19 protein-coding genes and 3 pseudogenes are annotated in these 18,615 nt (G+C 33.4%); 8 read left to right on the top strand and 14 right to left on the bottom strand.

Annotated elements, in window-relative coordinates; translation table 11 throughout:
• The first annotated feature begins 219 nt into the window (after positions 1 to 219).
• Positions 220 to 1,371, top strand: coding sequence for a pyridoxal-phosphate-dependent aminotransferase family protein (locus ACWV26_RS11320; RefSeq protein ID WP_455894863.1), 1,152 nt, complete (start codon positions 220 to 222; stop codon positions 1,369 to 1,371).
• Between the two features lie 65 nt (positions 1,372 to 1,436).
• Here the strand turns inward: ACWV26_RS11320 and ACWV26_RS11325 are convergent, their stop codons facing one another.
• The 4 genes and pseudogenes from ACWV26_RS11325 to ACWV26_RS11340 form a co-directional block, all read right to left on the bottom strand.
• Positions 1,437 to 2,165 carry an amino acid ABC transporter ATP-binding protein gene (locus tag ACWV26_RS11325; protein ID WP_455898231.1) on the bottom strand — a complete coding sequence of 243 codons (729 nt, stop codon included), beginning with the start codon at positions 2,163 to 2,165 and terminating at the stop codon, positions 1,437 to 1,439.
• Between the two features lie 27 nt (positions 2,166 to 2,192).
• Complete coding sequence (locus ACWV26_RS11330) at positions 2,193 to 2,858, bottom strand: amino acid ABC transporter permease (protein WP_455894864.1); 666 nt, start codon at positions 2,856 to 2,858, stop codon at positions 2,193 to 2,195.
• 33 nt (positions 2,859 to 2,891) lie between these two features.
• Complete coding sequence (locus ACWV26_RS11335) at positions 2,892 to 3,674, bottom strand: transporter substrate-binding domain-containing protein (RefSeq protein ID WP_455898232.1); 783 nt, start codon at positions 3,672 to 3,674, stop codon at positions 2,892 to 2,894.
• A 231-nt stretch (positions 3,675 to 3,905) separates the two neighbouring features.
• Positions 3,906 to 4,813, bottom strand: a pseudogene (locus ACWV26_RS11340) (SDR family oxidoreductase).
• Positions 4,814 to 5,197: 384 nt separating this feature from the next.
• On the opposite strand from ACWV26_RS11340, the gene ACWV26_RS11345 reads away from it, so the two are divergent.
• The gene (locus ACWV26_RS11345) at positions 5,198 to 5,485 is read left to right on the top strand and encodes a LysR substrate-binding domain-containing protein (protein ID WP_455898233.1); all 288 of its coding nucleotides are present in this window, start codon (positions 5,198 to 5,200) and stop codon (positions 5,483 to 5,485) included.
• 94 nt (positions 5,486 to 5,579) lie between these two features.
• On the opposite strand, the gene ACWV26_RS11350 is transcribed toward ACWV26_RS11345, so the two are convergent.
• Both ACWV26_RS11350 and ACWV26_RS11355 read right to left on the bottom strand, forming a co-directional pair.
• Positions 5,580 to 7,043, bottom strand: coding sequence for a thioredoxin domain-containing protein (locus tag ACWV26_RS11350; protein ID WP_455898234.1), 1,464 nt, complete (start codon positions 7,041 to 7,043; stop codon positions 5,580 to 5,582).
• 18 nt (positions 7,044 to 7,061) lie between these two features.
• Positions 7,062 to 7,568 (bottom strand): annotated as a pseudogene (locus ACWV26_RS11355) (thioredoxin domain-containing protein); the annotation flags it as partial.
• A gap of 205 nt (positions 7,569 to 7,773) precedes the next feature.
• Between ACWV26_RS11355 and ACWV26_RS11360 the strand changes: the two are divergent.
• The 3 genes and pseudogenes from ACWV26_RS11360 (at position 7,774) to ACWV26_RS11370 (ending at position 10,531) form a co-directional block, all read left to right on the top strand.
• A complete protein-coding gene (locus tag ACWV26_RS11360; RefSeq protein ID WP_455894865.1) occupies positions 7,774 to 7,929 on the top strand; it encodes a hypothetical protein in 156 nt (51 codons plus the stop codon).
• A gap of 18 nt (positions 7,930 to 7,947) precedes the next feature.
• The gene (locus ACWV26_RS11365; protein ID WP_455894866.1) at positions 7,948 to 9,468 is read left to right on the top strand and encodes a recombinase family protein; all 1,521 of its coding nucleotides are present in this window, start codon (positions 7,948 to 7,950) and stop codon (positions 9,466 to 9,468) included.
• Positions 9,469 to 10,175: 707 nt separating this feature from the next.
• Positions 10,176 to 10,531, top strand: a pseudogene (locus ACWV26_RS11370) (YunG family protein).
• Positions 10,532 to 11,441: 910 nt separating this feature from the next.
• On the opposite strand, the gene ACWV26_RS11375 reads toward ACWV26_RS11370, so the two are convergent.
• Entirely contained in the window at positions 11,442 to 11,897 is a 456-nt protein-coding gene (locus tag ACWV26_RS11375; RefSeq protein ID WP_455894867.1) for a hypothetical protein, read from the bottom strand.
• Positions 11,898 to 12,464: 567 nt separating this feature from the next.
• Between ACWV26_RS11375 and ACWV26_RS11380 the strand changes: the two genes are divergently transcribed.
• Entirely contained in the window at positions 12,465 to 13,376 is a 912-nt protein-coding gene (locus ACWV26_RS11380) for an endonuclease NucS domain-containing protein (protein WP_455894868.1), read from the top strand.
• A 240-nt stretch (positions 13,377 to 13,616) separates the two neighbouring features.
• Here ACWV26_RS11380 and ACWV26_RS11385 read toward each other — a convergent pair whose 3' ends face one another.
• The 6 genes from ACWV26_RS11385 to ACWV26_RS11410 form a co-directional block, all read right to left on the bottom strand.
• On the bottom strand, positions 13,617 to 14,435 hold the full coding sequence (locus ACWV26_RS11385) for a hypothetical protein (RefSeq protein WP_455894869.1): 819 nt from the start codon (positions 14,433 to 14,435) through the stop codon (positions 13,617 to 13,619).
• A 59-nt stretch (positions 14,436 to 14,494) separates the two neighbouring features.
• Positions 14,495 to 14,767, bottom strand: coding sequence for a hypothetical protein (locus tag ACWV26_RS11390; RefSeq protein WP_455894870.1), 273 nt, complete (start codon positions 14,765 to 14,767; stop codon positions 14,495 to 14,497).
• 237 nt (positions 14,768 to 15,004) lie between these two features.
• Positions 15,005 to 15,394: a hypothetical protein gene (locus tag ACWV26_RS11395; protein ID WP_455894871.1), complete on the bottom strand. Its 390-nt coding sequence runs from the start codon at positions 15,392 to 15,394 to the stop codon at positions 15,005 to 15,007.
• A complete protein-coding gene (locus ACWV26_RS11400) occupies positions 15,387 to 16,067 on the bottom strand; it encodes a hypothetical protein (RefSeq protein WP_455894872.1) in 681 nt (226 codons plus the stop codon). The genes ACWV26_RS11395 and ACWV26_RS11400 overlap by 8 nt, the downstream gene beginning before the upstream one ends.
• A gap of 256 nt (positions 16,068 to 16,323) precedes the next feature.
• The gene (locus ACWV26_RS11405; RefSeq protein WP_455894873.1) at positions 16,324 to 17,109 is read right to left on the bottom strand and encodes a hypothetical protein; all 786 of its coding nucleotides are present in this window, start codon (positions 17,107 to 17,109) and stop codon (positions 16,324 to 16,326) included.
• Between the two features lie 359 nt (positions 17,110 to 17,468).
• Positions 17,469 to 17,588, bottom strand: coding sequence for a VanZ family protein (locus tag ACWV26_RS11410; RefSeq protein WP_455898235.1), 120 nt, complete (start codon positions 17,586 to 17,588; stop codon positions 17,469 to 17,471).
• 125 nt (positions 17,589 to 17,713) lie between these two features.
• On the opposite strand from ACWV26_RS11410, the gene ACWV26_RS11415 reads away from it, so the two are divergent.
• Together ACWV26_RS11415 and ACWV26_RS11420 are read left to right on the top strand one after the other, a co-directional pair.
• A complete protein-coding gene (locus tag ACWV26_RS11415) occupies positions 17,714 to 17,959 on the top strand; it encodes a helix-turn-helix domain-containing protein (RefSeq protein WP_455894874.1) in 246 nt (81 codons plus the stop codon).
• Positions 17,960 to 17,963: 4 nt separating this feature from the next.
• Entirely contained in the window at positions 17,964 to 18,323 is a 360-nt protein-coding gene (locus tag ACWV26_RS11420) for a hypothetical protein (RefSeq protein WP_455894875.1), read from the top strand.
• Positions 18,324 to 18,334: 11 nt separating this feature from the next.
• Here ACWV26_RS11420 and ACWV26_RS11425 read toward each other — a convergent pair whose 3' ends face one another.
• Complete coding sequence (locus tag ACWV26_RS11425; RefSeq protein ID WP_455894876.1) at positions 18,335 to 18,574, bottom strand: helix-turn-helix domain-containing protein; 240 nt, start codon at positions 18,572 to 18,574, stop codon at positions 18,335 to 18,337.
• Between the last annotated feature and the right edge of the window lie 41 nt (positions 18,575 to 18,615).

Consider the following 18,615-nt stretch of genomic DNA (forward strand, 5'->3'; position numbering starts at 1 on the left):
TTAATATCTTATCATTTGTTGAGGATTTTCAAATAGAAATAATAAGATAAGTTCTAAAATTACTTAATCATGTAACAAATTTCTAACTGTCACAGATCAATAAATAGATAGTTTATTTGAATTGACAACTCGATTTTTGAGTGATCTGATACTTTAAAATATACCAATTATTTGCTAACCTTACCCTAGAACATAAACTGATTGAAAAGGACGATTTATATGAGATATAAACCAAACTATGCCCCAGGACCAACGGAAGTACGTGAAAATGTACGCTTAGCGTTAGCAAAGAAAACTAATAACACTGATTTTGATAAAGAATTCATCCATTATTACCATGAGGTGTCCCAAAAGATGGGCATGGTCATGGGTACTACAAATGAAGTAATATTGCTTGCCGGAGAAGGAATTCTCGCTTTAGAAGCTGCCTGTGCAAGCTTAACTGAACCTGGTGACCGTGTCCTTGTACTTGATAACGGTATATACGGTGAGGGGTTTCAAGATTTTGTCAGTATGTATGGGGGAAAACCTGTTGTCTTAAGTTTTGACTATCATAAAGACATACCTGTTGAAGAAGTACGTGACTATTTAGAAAAAGATCATGACTTCAAATATGCAACTTTTGTTCATTGTGATACACCAACGTCCATGTTAAATAATGTTAGCCAACTCTCTCCCTTACTAAAAGAATATGGCATTCTTACAGTGGTTGATTCAGTAGCTGGAATGGTTGGTGAACCAATTGAAGTCGACCAGAATCAGATTGATATTTGCTGTGGAGGTACTCAAAAGGCTATCTCAGCACCTGTTGGCTTAGCTATCGTTTCCATTAGTGAAGACGCTAAAAAAGCGATGAATGATCGTAAAACACCAATCGCTTCATATTATGCAAACCTTCAAATTTTCAAGGGTTATATTGAGAAAGGAACCTTACCTTATACAATGCCTGCTGGCAATATTGAAGCTCTAGATGTTGCCTTAGACAATATTTTAAACGAAGGTCAATCGGCGGTTTATGGGCGACATGCGAAAATTGCCAACGCTGTACGAAAATCAATACAAGAATATGGATTAACATTATTCTTAGAATCAGGATGCTCCAATACAGTAACTGCCGTCATCATTCCGTCAGAAATAGGCGCTTTACGATTACAACAACACATTCAAGAAACATACAATCTATACATCGCTACTTCTTTGGCGCAATATGAAGATGTTATCTTGCGTATTGGGCATATGGGTGAAAATGCCTTCGCTGAAAAAGTTCTAGCTGTGTTAACAGTGATCGATCATGGTCTACGTGATTTAGGTTTCAAAGGAAATGGTAATCTTGGGCAACTATTCCTAGATGCCTATAGAGCAGAAATTTAAGAGCAATAACCATTTTACAAAAAACATACGAGACCCTGCCTAAAACTATAGACAGGGTCTTTTTGTTATTTCAGCATTGTCGTCTTTAAAAACTCCTGAGTTCGCTCTTCTTTCGGATGGTTGAAAAATTGCTCAGGGTTGCCGCGCTCGATAATTTTTCCATCGTGCATATACACAATCCAATCCGCTACTTCCTTAGCAAATCCCATTTCATGGGTGACAATAACCATCGTCATTCCATCTTCAGCTAATTCTTTCATGGTTGTTAAAACCTCTCCCACAAGCTCTGGATCAAGTGCTGATGTTGGCTCATCAAACAGCATAATGTCTGGTTCCATTGCGAGTGCTCTCGCAATCGCTACCCGTTGCTTTTGCCCGCCTGATAATTTATTAGGATAGACATCTGACTTATCCTCCAAGCCTACTTTATTTAGTAATTGTTTTGCTTTTTTGATAGCCTCCTCTTTGTTTATACCCTTTACCATAATCGGTGCTTCGATAATATTTTCCAAAACAGTTTTATGTGGGAATAAGTTGAAATGTTGAAACACCATTCCTACCTTTTCCCTAATCTTATTAAGATTGTCGGTACTAGGATTAACTTCACGTTCTTCAATGAAAATACTTCCGCTATCCTTTTTTTCTAAAAAGTTCAAACAGCGAAGGAGGGTACTTTTCCCTGATCCACTCGCTCCTATTAAACATACGACATCGCTCTCGAAAACGGTCATATTGATATTTTTTAATACATGTAAGTCTCCAAATGATTTATTCAATTGATTTATTTTAATCATTTCCTTTGTTCCCAATGTCCTCATCTCCTATTTGTCGCCTACTGCTAATTTCAGTTCAAATCGGTTCACTATAAATGTCAACAGTGCCACTAGCAATAAATAGTAAACTGCTACAATAAGCAAATAAGTCATTTCGTCAAAGTTGTTGGACCCTAGTGTTGTCGCTACATTGAAGAGCTCATTCATGGAGATAAATGCAGCTAACGAAGAATCTTTTAAACTAATGATAAATTGGTTGCCTAAAGGTGGCATCGCCCGGCGGAATGCTTGCGGAAGAATAATCCTCCTTAATGTGAGCGCTTTTGTCATCCCTAAAGAGCGCCCTGCCTCCATCTGACCTTTGTCTACTGCCTGAATCGCACCTCGAAGGATTTCCGAAATATAAGCTCCATTATGTAGAGCTAGGGCTAGTGAAGCTGCCCAGAAATCCGGAAGAAGGAAAATCCCGCTTATTCCAAAGTAGAGGATAAATATTTGAACAATCAGCGGTGTTCCACGGACCAAAAAGACATATGTATCTGAAATGAGCTCTAAGATTTTGATTTTAGAGATTTTTAACAATGCAAAGAAAAGTCCGATGACGATTCCTATTAAGATCGAAACAGCCGTCAGCTCTAATGTTAAAAGCATAGCTTTGATGAATACACCTTTAGTTTCCGTTAGTATGTTGAAAAAATGTGAAAAGCTTGGCAATGTACCTACTTCCTTTCTTTCTATGGAGTTGATTTATTCTGGTTTTTTGGTAATGTCCTCGCCAAAATATTTGAGACTTATCCGAGTTAGTGTCCCATTTTCCCGAAGATGTTCTAGTGCTTCGTTTACCCGCTTCAATAGTTTTGGATTATCCTTGGGCAGTACAATGGCTTGTTCACTCCGATTTATTAACTGCTGTCCTTTGATCTTAAACCCTTCTTTTGCAGCCATTTTCCCGGTGACAAAATCTGTGATTACCGCATCATGACGTCCGCTGCTTAACGCTTTTAAAGCTGTAATATCGCTGTCATATGTTTTTATATTGTCTGTATACTTGGAAGCTGTGTCCGCATAAGTTGAACCTTTTGCTACAGCCACTTCTTTACCCACTAAATCTTTGACAGTCTTAATTTTACTGTCCGGTCTGGTAAAAATTTGCGGTCCAGAATAATAGTAGGGGGTAGTGAAGGAAACATGTTTGCTCCGCTGCGGATTAATCGTGTGGCTGGCAACAGCTGCATCCGCACGGCCTGTTTTTACCCCTTCTACAATCCCTTTGAATTTTAATCGCTTCTGAACCGGTTTGAGGCCCATTTCCTTTGCAACTGCTTCGCCAACCTCAATATCAAAGCCTGACATGGTGAGATCATTATTCATATAACTAAATGGCTTAAACTCACCAGAAGCTGCAAATATAAATTGATTTTTATGTATTAGTTTAGATCCGTCAGCGAGCTGCTCCTTCTCGGCACAAGCAGATAAAAAGCAGATCATGATAATACTGAAAACCAATAGTAACTTTTTATTCAACAACATGTTGGCTATCAATCCCTTTCCCTCTCATTCATTTATACTGATACCTCTAACTAAGTATCTTGCTTATGTAAATACCCTATTAACTTCCCTAACAAACAAAAAAGTGTCAGGCACCTATAAAAGGGGGCTGACACTCTTAAAGCATAACTAGAAAAAAAGCAAAAAATACCGACATATTATCCGACATTTTTTATAATGGATATCATATTAATCATTCATTTGTAAAAAGGCTTATGTGTATCGAATTTTCCCACCATTAATATGTAGAACTTGGCCTGTCACATATGCTGACTCATTGGATGCTAGATATACATATGCTGGCGCAAGCTCAAATGGCTGTGCAGCGCGCCCCATTGGAATATCAGCTCCAAAAGTAAGCTGGTGCTCAGCAGGATATGTACTTACTGTTAATGGTGTCCACGAAGGCCCGGGTGCCACAGCATTTACTCGTATTCCTTGATTTACAAGTGACAGAGCCATCGTTCGGGTGAAGGAGACAATAGCTCCTTTTGATGCGGCATAATCAATCACATCTTTATCTCCTTCATATGCAACTCTAGAAGTAGTGTTAATAATACTGCTTCCTGGTTTTAAAAAGGTAAGGCAGCTTTCGTCATATAAAATAGTGGATAGACGTTTGTTTGGAATGTATTTTCGAGTTGTTCATTCGAAACGTCCAGAATACTTTTAGTGTAAGGTTGCACTGCCGCATTATTGATTAAAATATCTAATCTTCCATATCTTTTGATCGTTTGTACTACAGCTGAAGATGAAGTAGCGGGATCTTTCAAGTCACCCGGCAGCAGTAGACATCGGGCACCTAATGCCTCTACATATTGTTTAGTCTCATTTGCATCGCGATGCTCATCCAGGTATACAATTGTTAAGTCAGCACCTTCTTTTGCATAAGCTGCTGCAACTGCGCGTCCGATGCCGCTGTCGCCACCTGTGATGATTGCTACTCTACCCTTTAGTTTGTTGTTACCGATATAACCCGGGTAATCAAAAATGGGACGAGGATGCATAGCCCACTCCAGCCCCGGTTGTCGATTCTGGTGTTGTGGCGGAAAAGTGATCGGTATTGTCACGATGCGTTGCGTAAATCCCAGGTATGGATAGATAGGGTAATTCTGATCCATGGTTTTACCCCTCCTGCCATTTTACTTTTTAAAAACATTATTAAAAGATTATGAGGAAACGCTAATAGGTATTCATAACAGGACGTTGTAATTGTTCAAATGAAATATATAGTAAGGTATCCACCAAAAATAACTTCCACGTAACAAAACAAGAGACTAGTTGAAAGTCTAGTCTCTTGTTGTTATTTTCCTAGATTAATATTTTAGACGATTTATAATTTGCTGTACTGTAGATCTTTTTTTCGACGATTATAGAATTTAGAATGGACCTACGCTTATAACTTCAGCTATCGTCACAAGCACAAGAACAACAACAGTTAATGTTATGACTAACGGAAACGCAAATCTAAACCATTTTCCAATATAGAGCCGTTTATCCCAAAAATAACGATGGAGGCTTATGAAATAGAGACTGCCCTTTCATTTGTAGCATCTGGAATGGGAATTACACTTGTTCCACCTTCATTTCAAACACACGAAGTACCCGGAGTTGTATATAAGGAACTTTTATATCAGACTACGACATTTGAAACTTCCATGGCGTGGAGAAGCGATGAAAATTCCCTCGTCGCCCTTGCTTTTATTGGGTTAGTTAGACAATCATTACAACAAATTGATAATGAAAATACTATAAGCAACTTATCTGATGAAAAGTACAAACAAGGAAAATAATTAGAGTTCCAGTCACTACTTGAGTAGCATTTTCACAAGAAAAAACCCCGAATTGGAAGATTCCACTATTCGGAGTTCAATACGTTTTACTTCACTATTTAGCTTTATCGATCCCTTGCAGAGCTACAATTGCTTCTTTTTCATCAGTTATCGCCAACTGACAGCTATAGTTTTGACACATCTGCATTTCAAAGTTACCTTCATTTTCAATATGCCACACATCAAACGGTCGAAATTGTGAGAATAATATTTGACGTATTTCCTCTGAAGGATGTGTCAAATGAATCTCCGATGTTTCCGTTTGATGAGCTAATTGTAATTGTAATAACCATAATGTAGAGGCAGGATAACGATTAATATCAGCTGAAAAGGCTGCAAGGATTTCGTCTGCTAAGTTGATATACTTTTCGTTTTCCGTTATTTTCCCAAGTCTAAATAGTTGCATAGCTGCCGTACTATTCCCCGATGGATACGCATTGTCGATCGCTGATTTTTCCCGTACAATCAAGTTTTCAGCGTGGTGACTTGTTAAGAAAAATCCACCATTTTGCTCATCGTGGAATTGTTCTACCAATTGCTCAGCCATCTCAGTAGCCCGAGTCACATACATTTCTTCCCCAGTTGCTAAATATAACTCATTAAGCGCCCATAGGTAATTAGCATAATCATCCACAAAACCTAAATGTTTGGCATTTCCATCACGAAAGCTTACAAGAAGTCTTCTATCTTTCACTAAATTCTTTTGTAAAAATTCATCTGTTTTCTGTGCCATTTGGATAAAAGAATCCTCATGAAATACTGCCCCTGCCTTTGCCAACGCACTGATCAATAATGTGTTCCATGCTGTTAGAATTTTATCATCAACATGAGGATAGACACGTTTTTCACGATATTGTAGCAATTGTTTTCGACATTCTTCTAGTTCATCTTGGGTGAGCTTGGAATATCCGGTTTCGATGCGATTTGGGATATTCCTACCTTCAAAGTTTCCATGTGGAGTGATATCATAGGTTTTGGCATAGTCTTTCCCTTTTTCATCGCCCAAAACAGCTAAGATTTCGTCATATGACCAAATATAATATTTTCCTTCTATTCCTTCACTATCTGCATCAATCGCACTGTAAAAACCGCCTTCAGGATGCTGCATTTCCCGCTTCAAAAACTCAACTGTTTCCATCACAACACGCTTAAATGTTTCATCTTTAGTAAGCTGATAGGCCTCCGTATAACAATCCAGTAATAAAGCTTGGTCATAAAGCATTTTCTCAAAATGAGGTACTAGCCACATTTCATCTGTCGAATAACGGGCAAAGCCAAATCCAATATGATCATAAATTCCACCGTCATGAATTTGCTTTAATGTTTTCGTAACCATTGTTAGCGCATTTTCTGCACCAGTTGTCTTATAATAACGGAGTAAATATAACAACTGACCCGCAGTTGGAAATTTCGGTGCCGTCCCAAATCCGCCATAAATCCCATCAAAATTTTGTTGAAGGGTTTGGAATGCTTTCTTAGTAGTTGTACTTGGAATTACTTCGGATTCTTGAGTAGACATCTCATGAAGGGCATTCACAATGCGCTCTCCAATTTGTGCCACTTGCTCATGATCTGAATGATAGGCCTCTGCCAAATATGGAATGATATCCATCATCCCAGGGCGACCATATTTCTCTTGTTTTGCAAAATAAGTCCCTGCATAATACGGTATTTGATTAGGCGTCAAAAATACATTTAACGGCCAACCACCAGACCCTGTCATCATCTGGCAAACATTCATATAAATTGAATCAATATCCGGTCTTTCCTCGCGATCAACTTTAATACATATAAAATGCTTATTTAAAAGTGCAGCAACTTCTTCATCCTCGAATGATTCATGTGCCATGACATGACACCAGTGACAAGTACTTAAAATAACCTAACTATACCCAATAGAAACGAGGACAGGTTTATCTTCTTCTCTTGCTTTTGAAAAGGCTTCTTCCCCCCATGGATACCAGTTCACAGGATTATATGCGTGCTGCAATAGGTAAGGCGAAGTCTCAGCAATGAGTCTATTGGGTTTATTTGTATTAGGCATTGGATCACCCTCTTTCATTTTTTTATTTACTTCACATTTATTTTAACCATATTCATTCTATTTAATATAGTTTATTGCTTAATAAGGGACAGAAAAAGGGTTCAATTGGGATTATTTATCTGAAAATTAAAACTTCATTAAAGGTACTTAGAATATGGAAAATCTGCTGTTATCATTTTTGAAATGATTCAGAGGTGATATAAAAATGGACGATCCAAATAAAAAAACAGAATCCGTTCAACATGCAGAACAATATGTAATAAAAATCAATTCAAATAGCCCTAGTCATGGAGCAATCCAAAGGTTCACAGAATCAATTTTAGATGTAATTCAAAGGAGTTCAAACAAATTAACTCACTAAGAATAAGGAGAATATAAGATGGAAAAGTTTTCTTATCATATAGAGGAACTCAAACTTTATATAAAAATAATTGCAATTTATTTACGTAAAAGTAGAGGCGATAAAGATGTAGATTTAGAAAAACATCAAGAAGCATTAATTCGATATGCAAAACAACTAGGAGTTCAATACGTAATTTATAAAGAAATTGGTAGCAGTGATAGCATTGAACATAGACCAGTATTTAAAGGACTTTTAGAAGAAGTTCGTGAGGGTGCATATGACGCAGTACTTGTAATGAAAACGGATCGATTAAGTCGAGGAGATTGGGCAGATGTAGCCACTTATCGTCAAGCTTTTAAATCATCAAACACGTTAGTACTTACACCTCATAAAGTATATGATTATTCTAACGAAAAAGAGGAGTTAGTAAATGATTTAGAAGCATTAGTTGCTCGTCAAGAATACATCACTATAAAAGAAAGATTTAGGGATGGAAAAATTAATGGTCTTTACTTAAAACAGTGGGTAAATGGTCCAGCCCCCTTTCCATATCTATATAATTCAGAAACAAAAGGTTTAATAGTAAACCAAAAAGAACTTCCAATATATGAAATGATAAAACAAGATTATATAAATGGTCTTTCAGTTGAGGCAATTGCAATTAAACTTAACAATCTTGGTATTCTTACACGAAGAAAAAACACATGGTCAGGAGTTCAAGTAGATCGGATATTATTTAATGAGGTTCACTTAGGGAGAATTATTCATGGAAAAACCACTGGAAGTGGACATAAAAATAAAAAAACTCAGCCTTTAATTCACCATCCTCGAGAAAAATGGATTGTAATAGAAAACTGCCATCAATCTGTTAAAACTCCTGATGAACATAAGCAAATGTTATTAATACGCGAAAGCAGACAAAAAGTTGCAAAAGCCTCAAGAGCTGGAGCTTTTGTTCTATCCGGAATATTATTTTGTGGTAAATGCGGTCATGCATTAAGAACAAATAGAAAGAATACTAATAATGGCGAGGCAAATTATACTATTAAATGTCAGAAGAAAGATCCATATGGTCATCAATGTGGAAATCCTGGAATTAAAACAAAGGTCATTATAAACTCAATTGAAAATGAACTAATAAAATATTTAGAAAACGTTTCAAATGAGATATTAAATCGAAATTCCCAAGATAAGATTTCTTCAATTATTCAAATTAAAGAACAAGCGAAGGAAGAAGCTACAAAAAAAATAGAAAAAATAAATGATGGATTCGCTGGAGGATTATATAATTTACAAGAGGCAAAAAAGCTAAAACTTAAACAAGAAGAAATCATTAACAAGGTAAATATAGAGATTGCAGAATTTCAAGAAAATCAAAATGAGTATCAGGATATCTCAGTTGACGAAAAAAAACGTCGAATTAAAGATGTTTTAACGAATTTATATAATCCCAAAATCGAGGTATCTGAATTAAATCGACTTTTAAGATTAATTATTGACCGAGTTACTTATAAAAGGGTTGATAATGTTGTAGAAATAAATATTAAGTTTCTTTGAAAGACCAAGGCTATACTCTAGCCTTGATCTTCTTTTTTATTTATAAACAAATTGCTGATTCAAAAGAATGTTTGCGCTTTTGTTTGGACAATTTAATAGTAAATAAACACTAAAAGTTAAAAGGTGGCTACTTAAATTGAACCTCTATAAATTGATTCTTTACGCTAATATTCTTGGTATATGCCTACCCACTTTAATGGAATAACTAGATATGAATTTAAACATAAAATCATTATTTCTTCTTTCACTTAAGCACCCGATAGTTAAAGAGTTATTGTTCACTAATTCCCATTGCTAACAATAAGAAAAATGTGCAAACCAAAACGAACCCGTTCCCTATTAATCCAATAATTAAAAAAATTATACGTTTAGACATCAACCAAGAGAATATAGCAAATAAAAAACCAATAATTGATAAGATGCTAAAAATTTCAATTAGAAAATAAATATCAACATTTGGCCCTCTTGTCATATAGAAGATAATTATACTGGAAGTGAAACGGGATTAAGAGCATTAGTTCTTCAATCAGAGGAATTGGAAAACCCGTTAAAATAGAAATTATTTTTATAAAGGTTAATAGCACAAGGAAAAGAGCTTATTGAGCTGGCGTTGGATTATGAAGAATAAATATTCTTAAACTATAGGGCCAGTTTTTGCATAAATGATAATACAATAAAATAAATTAGTCTTTGAAAGAGGAGCTAATATGGAAATTAATAAGTTTCAAATGGAACGAATAACGAATGCTTTGTCTAAATCTTGGTCTATAACATCAAGTTCAAAATGGAGTAAGGAAAAACCCTCCTCCGGGCAATGTGGTGTGTTACTACATTAGTAGTAAATGATATATTGGGCGGAGAGATTAGAAAAACTAAACTACCTGATGGATGGCATTTTTATAATTTTATTAATAACCAACGATACGATTTTACAGCTTCTCAATTTAAAGAAGAAATTTTATATATGGATATTCCTTCTAATAGAGAAGAAGCATACGCAGATACTAATGAGAAGCAGTATGGCTATTTAAAACAAGAAGTTTTAGATATCTTATCCAACTAAATGGCGCTTTTCCTGAAAAAGAGACTTCTTTTATTGAGCTAGAAAAGAAACAAAAAGAGCCTAAGCCCTTGAAATTCATGAGTTTAGGCGGATTATCTTTAATTAAAAATATCAAGTTAGTATGTTGCTTCGCGATCAACTTGGCCATAATGATATTAAAACGACTTCCCTTTCTACTAATATGGCAATTAAAGATAGTGAAAAAATCTTAAATAAAATAGATCAACATCGAAACATACAGTAAATAACCGTAAAAAGGAGGCATTTAATAGTTATATTATCTAAAATTGTTATGTATTAAACAACTGTATATAATGTCACACATTTTATTCTGAAAAAGAGAGGATAGACGAAAAGCTAAAACACCTGTATTCATCTATCCTTTTTGTACAACGAATGAACTCATTTACCACAACAACAAAGTATTTTTGTATGTTCAACTAAAGCCACCGTTGTTCCTGTACAGACACCCTTTCGCAAATTGTTATAAATAGTTCAACGAGGAAAATGAAAATGTTCTCTCGTTCATTTATTTCGCCTCAAATTTCTAGGTGCTTATTCCCCTACCATACCATCACTATCTCGCTCATCCATATATAGATATAACCAATGTTATATTTAGGTTAGTTTACTGAAATAGTTGATATTAAAAGGACTAGAAATATTAGTAATAAAATATATGGTCCAAATTTGTGTAGCTTAAAAATAAAATTTGATAAATGCCTCGAAAACTACATTTTATGATAAATGATAAGAATCCACTTTGAAAAAAGTCTGATTATTTTCTTGCTATGTTGCTCCACAGTCGCGCCCTTTTATTGAATAACTAAAAACTGTTTTCACTCATAATATCACTTAATCTTTTTCAACTAGCGTTAGTTGAAGTGTACTAATTCACAAACTATAAATTTTACATTAAAGCTGGATCAGCACCAAACCAAGTTTGAATATCATTTTCTTCTGTCAATGGTTGAATCCAACAAACACCAAAATAAAATTTTCTATCCGCAGTAGTGTGATATGTTAAATATTGAATTCCATTACTTAAATACTCCCCACTATAATCAATATATTTTGGGTAATCGGTAAATTCTCCTACTATTCCAATTGTTAGTTTTATATCATTTTTGTAAAAAGATATCGCTTCAATCTTTTCTCCACTTTCAATATCTCCCTTTACATCTATTGAAGGTATGCAACATCTAATCTCTTGATTCTTAATTTCACTTTTGTATTCATATTGAATTAAATACCTCCCATTTACATCACGACAATGCAATTCTAAATTATCTAATTTTTTCGCAGTAAATTCCACTTCTTCATCATTAACAAATAATTTAATAGCACCTAAAGGAGTTAATAACATGAAATCACCCACTTATTAATATTTTTCTTGTTAAACTAAACTGCTCCGTTCGTTTAAGTGAATTCCTTCGTTCCTTCGCAATCTTCACTATACAATTTAACATGTTATTCAACGATATGGCCCGATTGTTGAACAAGTCTAAATATGATTAAATTAAACTAAGCTACGTCATTAGTTCAATAAAAAAGAACGAATTCCTTTTACAGAGTTCGTTATCTATTTATAAATTATACTATTTCCAACCACGCAAACACTTCTCAATACTTAGTGTTTGTAGCAACATTGAGTGTTAATAGTTCTAAACTTAATTAATTTCATTACTATGCAGGTTGCAATGACAATTCAGATATCTTTTTTTGTTATTCTTTTATACGGATATGAAAATCTCTTTAAAACTATTTGGCCCAGAAAGAGACGCACTTTTTCATGGTAACCTTATTAGAGAAATGCCCCATTAGCGCAATATTATTAAGTGATGGTTTTTCTACCCCAAAATGAATCCAATCTTCTTCTGGCGGACCATAAACCCCAAATCAGATATAATAAAGAGAAAAGGAGTGATTACTAATGAATTTTTTAATCGGCTATTTAGATGCAGAACGTAATAATGGTCATGAAGACCCTATGCTAAATGAGTTTACCTATGGTGAATCTTCAAATAATGCAACGAACTTGTTAAAAGTGAGTAAAGGTGAGTACCTTTTCTTTCATAAAACCATTCATGAAAAGCGTTATATTACAGCATATTATTATGTAGAGAAAGTAATGTTAGTAAATGTTGCGCAGCAAGATTCTTTAATAAAAAACAAGTTTAACAATCCACATTTAAAAAAGAACGATAATCTATTAACTAATAATGAATGTATTGCATTTGGTAATCCTATTTTCTCAAGGAAATTGGATGTACCTTTAGAAATTACACCAGAGCTACTTAGTAAATTATCTAAACCTGCGAACCTTAACCCAAACCAACCTCCATTGTCTGCAATTTCTTCTGCATTACGAACGTGGAAACAGTTAGATAGTAATGACATTACTTTCTTATTGGATAATATTAATAAGCACGAAAAAAAAGGTCGTCTTACGAATAATATTTTATCTAGTAATGAAGTTTTCCAAGTGTTAGAGCGCGATATCGAAAAATTAATTGCTTCAGAACCTACCATTCTAAATAATAACTACATACTTGAAGGATCTCAAATCGTATTTACAGATGAATCCCGCTTAGATCTGTTATTAAAAGATACAATAAACAATGAATATATCGTAGTTGAAATTAAAAAAGGATCCATAGATCGCCAAGCATTGAATCAAATTAAGCACTATATTAAACAATGTAAAAAAGAATTAGGCTTTTCAATTGTAAAAGGTATTTTAATTGGCAGTAGCATTTCAAAATACTATGAAACTGAAATCTTTAATGCTAAAAAAGATGGTATTACAACCAGAACTTTCGGTTGGAAATTCGCAATTAATTAACTAAGGGAGTATTGTAGTGATTTTTTATATGGTACATAAAATAAGTAGCCAATATGCGAATTCAAATATTGGCCTCTCTGTACCAACCACGAGATATCCTCACAGTGCTAGGTCTGTGTGGCAACACATGAGATGTTATATCTATCTTAGATAGTACTTCTTTAAATGTGTTACCATAGCCTTGTATATATGAAGTTATTTTATATATCTCATCCTACTACGGCCACTGATTTAGTGTCCCTAGGTATTGCTATATTTTAAATCAAATCGATATCTAAACCACGCTAACACTAACTCGTTTAAATCTTTTTTCATTTTCTCAATTGAAGGGCTTTTTTTAGGTCCATGCTCTGATTTTTCTCCGTGTCTTGAAAGGATTCCTGAACTAGCTTTAGTATTCATATAACGAGCATGCTTTTGCATTTCATCAGCAGCTTGTTTCAAATCAGTTGGTATTTCAGAGGCATCTCTATTTTTGGTGTAGATTCCAGTGTCAGTCTTGATACTGTCCATTATTTTGTATGCATTGGTTATAAAATATAATAGTTGTTCTTCTCCAAGTGCCAGCCACAATAGCAGGTTTCTTGCTGTAACATTTTCTATACATTCATCCATTATAAATTCCGTAAGTTTAGGCGTGTATGCTTGTTGTTCCGTTTGCCAACTTTTTCTTTCTATCTCTCTTTCCCTTATTTCGTGTGCAACCTTTTTATCAAAGGGATTTTCTAATTCTTCAATCAAAATATCTATGTCTTCTTCTACTCTAGGTTTCGAATAATGCTTCCCGTTGTAGTAATACAATGGTCCGTATGATGGGATTGTTTTTTCCCTAGTTAATATACTGATACCACTAACTATTCTTAATAAAGATTTAATTCTCGAATTAGCCCTTGTCACCTCCTCCTTCCCCAACGTATTTACATGAGGGGAAGAAAAACTGGGATCATTATCAGCAAATTCAGCATCCCCGCTCCAAAAGTAAACATGAGGACTTAAATCCCACCCTACTATCCCTGGATTCGCATAAACTTGTACTGACCATTCATTATAATCTGACACTTATCATCACTCTCCTCCAAATAATATTCTCTAAATACCCTAATTTAGGTATTATCACCTTATTTATTTTTAGATTTTATAAACTGTATTTGATACTCCTTTTGCTCAATAAATTTCTGTTTTTGTTCGTCAGTCAGGTATTTTTTATCTTGTTGAAGAAAGGCAGCATCTATTATAGTCATGTCTGTATAATTTATAGATCCCATTTCATTTTTAAGATAAATTTTCCACCTTAGGTTTAAATCAATATTTTTTTCATGAACAATATAAAAAGTATTATTAATATAGAGTTCCTCATCAAGGCTTAAATATAGTTCAGCAATAATATCCAATAATAGGAAGATTCTTATGTTATTATCTCTTAAAGCTTCTGAGTCCTCAATGTTATATCCAGTTACTTTAAATAAGAATATTAAAAAAAGTACAACTTGTCCTAATCAATCATTGGTAACAGTTATTCATGTTTTTTCTCAAAAAAATGCATCAATATAGTAATACATTTTCTGCAGTAATATTTTACTTAAACTTACAATTGGTTATTATAACGGAAACCAATTGTTTTAGCTCATTTATATTTTAGAAACTCTATATTCATAAAATCTAAACTTGGCAGCAAAATTCCCATTAAAGTTAAAGGTACTGTTGCCTATCGATACATCTAACAATTGATATCTTTTATTTTTATCGTAACCTATTATTGATACTACCTCTACTGGGTCATCTAGATTTATCAATTCAAAAGAATTATTTGATGAAAAGAAGCCCTTATAAGATAAATCTGATTTCTTATGACCTTTAAGCCATAAATCCCCAACTTCGCTAACGCCTACTCTTTCTTCCTTTAAAAAAATATACGTTTTATTTAACTCATAGTATTTTAGACCAACAAATAATAAGCAATCAGTTAATACTATGGGTAATATTTTTTTATGTTTATTATAAAATAGTTCATTAATCATCCCCATTACGCTCCATTGTTGAAATAATTATAGCGTGTTTTAGTTCCTCTAGTTCATTTACCAAGTTATTCATATCCTTTTTGACTAACTGGCGCTGTCCGTATCGTTCTTCGAAATTAATTTCGAAACTCCTAGTAAATTTTTTTGCATTTCGTACTTCTTTTGGAAATGTATAATAACTTAAATATGCGGTAACCAATTTGGGATTGGGTGACTTTATATAGTCGATTAAAGAATCATAGAAGAAAACAACTTCCTCCCCAGAATCAAGAAGAGGCATTCTTTTAAACATATTTAAGTTATTTAAACTGGTATCTCCATATGGTAAATCTGGACTGAATACAGCCTGTAAATCATAAGCTGGACCGCCCCCCGAGTTCTTCAAAACAATATTAAGGAAGTTTGAATTTTTATTATCTGGAATTAATCTCAAAGTAACAATTGGTTCTTCTCTAGATATTCTTTGTCTTCTAGTTTCCAGAAAAGTAAAATAAGTAACAAATAATAGACAAACACTACCTAGCGCAGCGGTACCTGTTGAAATAGCAGATAAAGAAGTATAAAAATTACTATCACCTTTGATAGAAATAACTTGCTTTACCAAAATGAATATTAATATCGCTATAAATAAAAATGATACTAAAAGAAACAGTAACTGTTTTACAAATTTCATCTCTCATTCCTCCGCATAGAGAAAAATAAAAATAAATAGTTCACTATTAAACCAGGTTATTATAACACTCGAATAAATAGTATTAGAATATTTAAGATGGTTGTTCTTCCATAATTCAAATAAGTGAGCTGCCAAATCAGATGGCAGTTCTTCGGAGACAGGTGCTTGAATTGTCTTTCCAATCGATATAAATCATCACATCCACCAGCTATAGTCAGGCTTACCTCCTCACCTATTGATTTAATAAACGTAAATCTTATCCTTGTATAAATCCAACTCCAACCATATCTAGTCTTAGATGATTGTGTTTTGTTTTTAAATATTTCTCCATCCAAACTAATTTTGAGTATACTTTATCATTTTCTTTATATTTAACTTTATCCCTTGTAATAATTTCAAATAGCCTTTGTTTAATGATAGAAATCTCAACTTTCACTGTCTCTAAAAATATCGATGAACTAATACCTTCTAATTGATAAAAAATATTAAGAAAATACTTTTCTTCATCAATATCCTTTTCAACCAACATTGGTCGGCTAGTCATTAAAGAATTAACAAAATCCATATTTATATTGGAAAGCTCCCACACACTAAATTCCTCACCTAATTGTGGATCTAATGCGATTATTGGAACCTTTGCATATTTACTTTCTAACCTATAGGCATCTTCAACTGCCGGACCAAAAAAACCAAGTTCATCAAAATAGGCTTTACCAAATGTAACACCGCCACGCACTAAATAACCTGAGTTAAGTATTCTTAATAATGAAACTGAAGTATTATACATTGCTATTTGAATCAACTTCATATTATCTTTTCGACTATCCTCTACCCCATCCTTATAAAAATAGAAAAAGTAAGCACAATCTGAAAAACTATACACTTTCCTGTCATAGACTACATGTTCCGGATTCCTTGATTCATTTACTCTAGCCTCACTGTGAAAAACTTCGTGTATAAATAATTTGTCTTCGAATCTTGAATTATTCTGTGTACCCAGTAAATCAACAAAAATGACAACCATGTCTTTATATTCTTTCATAATGTCCCTTCCAATTAGAAGATAATATTTTCAAGCAATTTACCAACCATAATTAACTATTACCAAATATTACTTCGGTTAGGAAGAGAAAACTTTGAATTATCTCTTACGGAAATATGCCCAAATTGTCCTCAGTTTCATAATAAACAACCAATTAATTTAATTACTGTTTTCTAGGCATTCGGTATCAATGGAAATCTCTACTTTCCGCTTTACCACTATTTGGTTTACGGTTCACTCCGATTAATCCAAAACAACCTTTAATGAATTACTAATAAATTTCTTGAACTATTCTTCCACAATCTGGCCCGATTGCTGAATAAGAAAAAATAAAGTTCTTTTGATATAGAGTAAACAAATTAACGTAAATAAACCATCATTTTCCAAATTTTAAATCCTATCAATGCTCCCAACATATTAAGGATAAAATTATCAATATCAAAACTTCCTCTTTTTGTTACCAATTGTATTACTTCAATAGAATTAAAGAACTAAAAACCTGGCTAAATACAAATAAGTAGATTTTTAAAAGATTAAAATAATTTAAAAATGGAAATAATATTATCAATAAATAAATAATTTAATATGAAAGGATGAAATATATATGGATAAAACGAGTTGCGAAAAAATTCATCTTCTATTTGAAATAGAAGATTTTGAAATTCTTCATGTCGAAGAAATAGCACAGCTTACGAAAATGCATGTAGAAAGCGTGAGGAGATGGTGTAGAAGCGGAAAATTACCGTCTTATCAATTCGGAGGAAAATTTATTGTAACTGGATCAGATTTTAAAGATTTTATAAAACGATCTAAAGTAAAACCTAAATGGTTGCAAGAAGAAAAGGATTAATCAAATGAATAACGTAATATTATCCTTTTTTAAACAATACAATATTCCATATAAGATAAATAGGAGCAATAATACTGTAATATATCCATGCTTTCATTGCCATGTAGAAACCACTATTTCTATTATTAGAACACGATGGCACTGTAATAATTGTGAACATTCTGGAACACTAATACACTTAATAAAATTTATAAAGGATAATGAGCTTAATACTATAAAAGACATTCAAAAAATTAAAAAAATTTATGATGAAAAGAAAGAAATTGAAGACATACAAAAAATACTTATAAAAATCGAAAATAGTCAATTAGCTAAAGAACTACAAGAAAAGGTATTTAGAGTATTAAATAAAAGACAAAAATAGCAATATCTCTTTTAAAGAGACGTTGCTATTTTTGTCTTTTTATGATACATACGATTTAAAAATAGAGATAAATCAGCACATCGAACTTTATATCGGCCTGTCGGTGCATGAATCGGCAGTTTTCCGCTGCGAATCCATCGCCTAACAGTTTCTGGTGAAACACCTACCATATCAGCAATACTTGGTACTGATAGTAAAGCATCATCATGAATATATTTTAACTCTTCAAAAATACCAGGTTCTTTAATCATAAATTCTTACCTCCAATTTGTATATAGTGTTCGGATTAAAA

The sequence above is a fragment of the Rummeliibacillus sp. JY-2-4R genome (genome assembly GCF_053847205.1).

What these genes read in the sequence shown, in the direction of transcription:
- ACWV26_RS11375 (WP_455894867.1), bottom strand. Translation starts at nt 11,897, where the DNA reads ATGTTATTAACTCCTTTAGGTGCTATTAAATTATTTGTTAATGATGAA.
- ACWV26_RS11350 (WP_455898234.1), bottom strand. Translation starts at nt 7,043, where the DNA reads ATGTCTACTCAAGAATCCGAAGTAATTCCAAGTACAACTACTAAGAAA.
- ACWV26_RS11415 (WP_455894874.1), top strand. Translation starts at nt 17,714, where the DNA reads ATGGATAAAACGAGTTGCGAAAAAATTCATCTTCTATTTGAAATAGAA.
- ACWV26_RS11325 (WP_455898231.1), bottom strand. Translation starts at nt 2,165, where the DNA reads ATGATTAAAATAAATCAATTGAATAAATCATTTGGAGACTTACATGTA.
- ACWV26_RS11425 (WP_455894876.1), bottom strand. Translation starts at nt 18,574, where the DNA reads ATGATTAAAGAACCTGGTATTTTTGAAGAGTTAAAATATATTCATGAT.
- ACWV26_RS11395 (WP_455894871.1), bottom strand. Translation starts at nt 15,394, where the DNA reads ATGATTAATGAACTATTTTATAATAAACATAAAAAAATATTACCCATA.
- ACWV26_RS11380 (WP_455894868.1), top strand. Translation starts at nt 12,465, where the DNA reads ATGAATTTTTTAATCGGCTATTTAGATGCAGAACGTAATAATGGTCAT.
- ACWV26_RS11360 (WP_455894865.1), top strand. Translation starts at nt 7,774, where the DNA reads ATGGACGATCCAAATAAAAAAACAGAATCCGTTCAACATGCAGAACAA.
- ACWV26_RS11320 (WP_455894863.1), top strand. Translation starts at nt 220, where the DNA reads ATGAGATATAAACCAAACTATGCCCCAGGACCAACGGAAGTACGTGAA.
- ACWV26_RS11365 (WP_455894866.1), top strand. Translation starts at nt 7,948, where the DNA reads ATGGAAAAGTTTTCTTATCATATAGAGGAACTCAAACTTTATATAAAA.
- ACWV26_RS11420 (WP_455894875.1), top strand. Translation starts at nt 17,964, where the DNA reads ATGAATAACGTAATATTATCCTTTTTTAAACAATACAATATTCCATAT.
- ACWV26_RS11400 (WP_455894872.1), bottom strand. Translation starts at nt 16,067, where the DNA reads ATGAAATTTGTAAAACAGTTACTGTTTCTTTTAGTATCATTTTTATTT.
- ACWV26_RS11405 (WP_455894873.1), bottom strand. Translation starts at nt 17,109, where the DNA reads ATGAAAGAATATAAAGACATGGTTGTCATTTTTGTTGATTTACTGGGT.
- ACWV26_RS11335 (WP_455898232.1), bottom strand. Translation starts at nt 3,674, where the DNA reads ATGTTGTTGAATAAAAAGTTACTATTGGTTTTCAGTATTATCATGATC.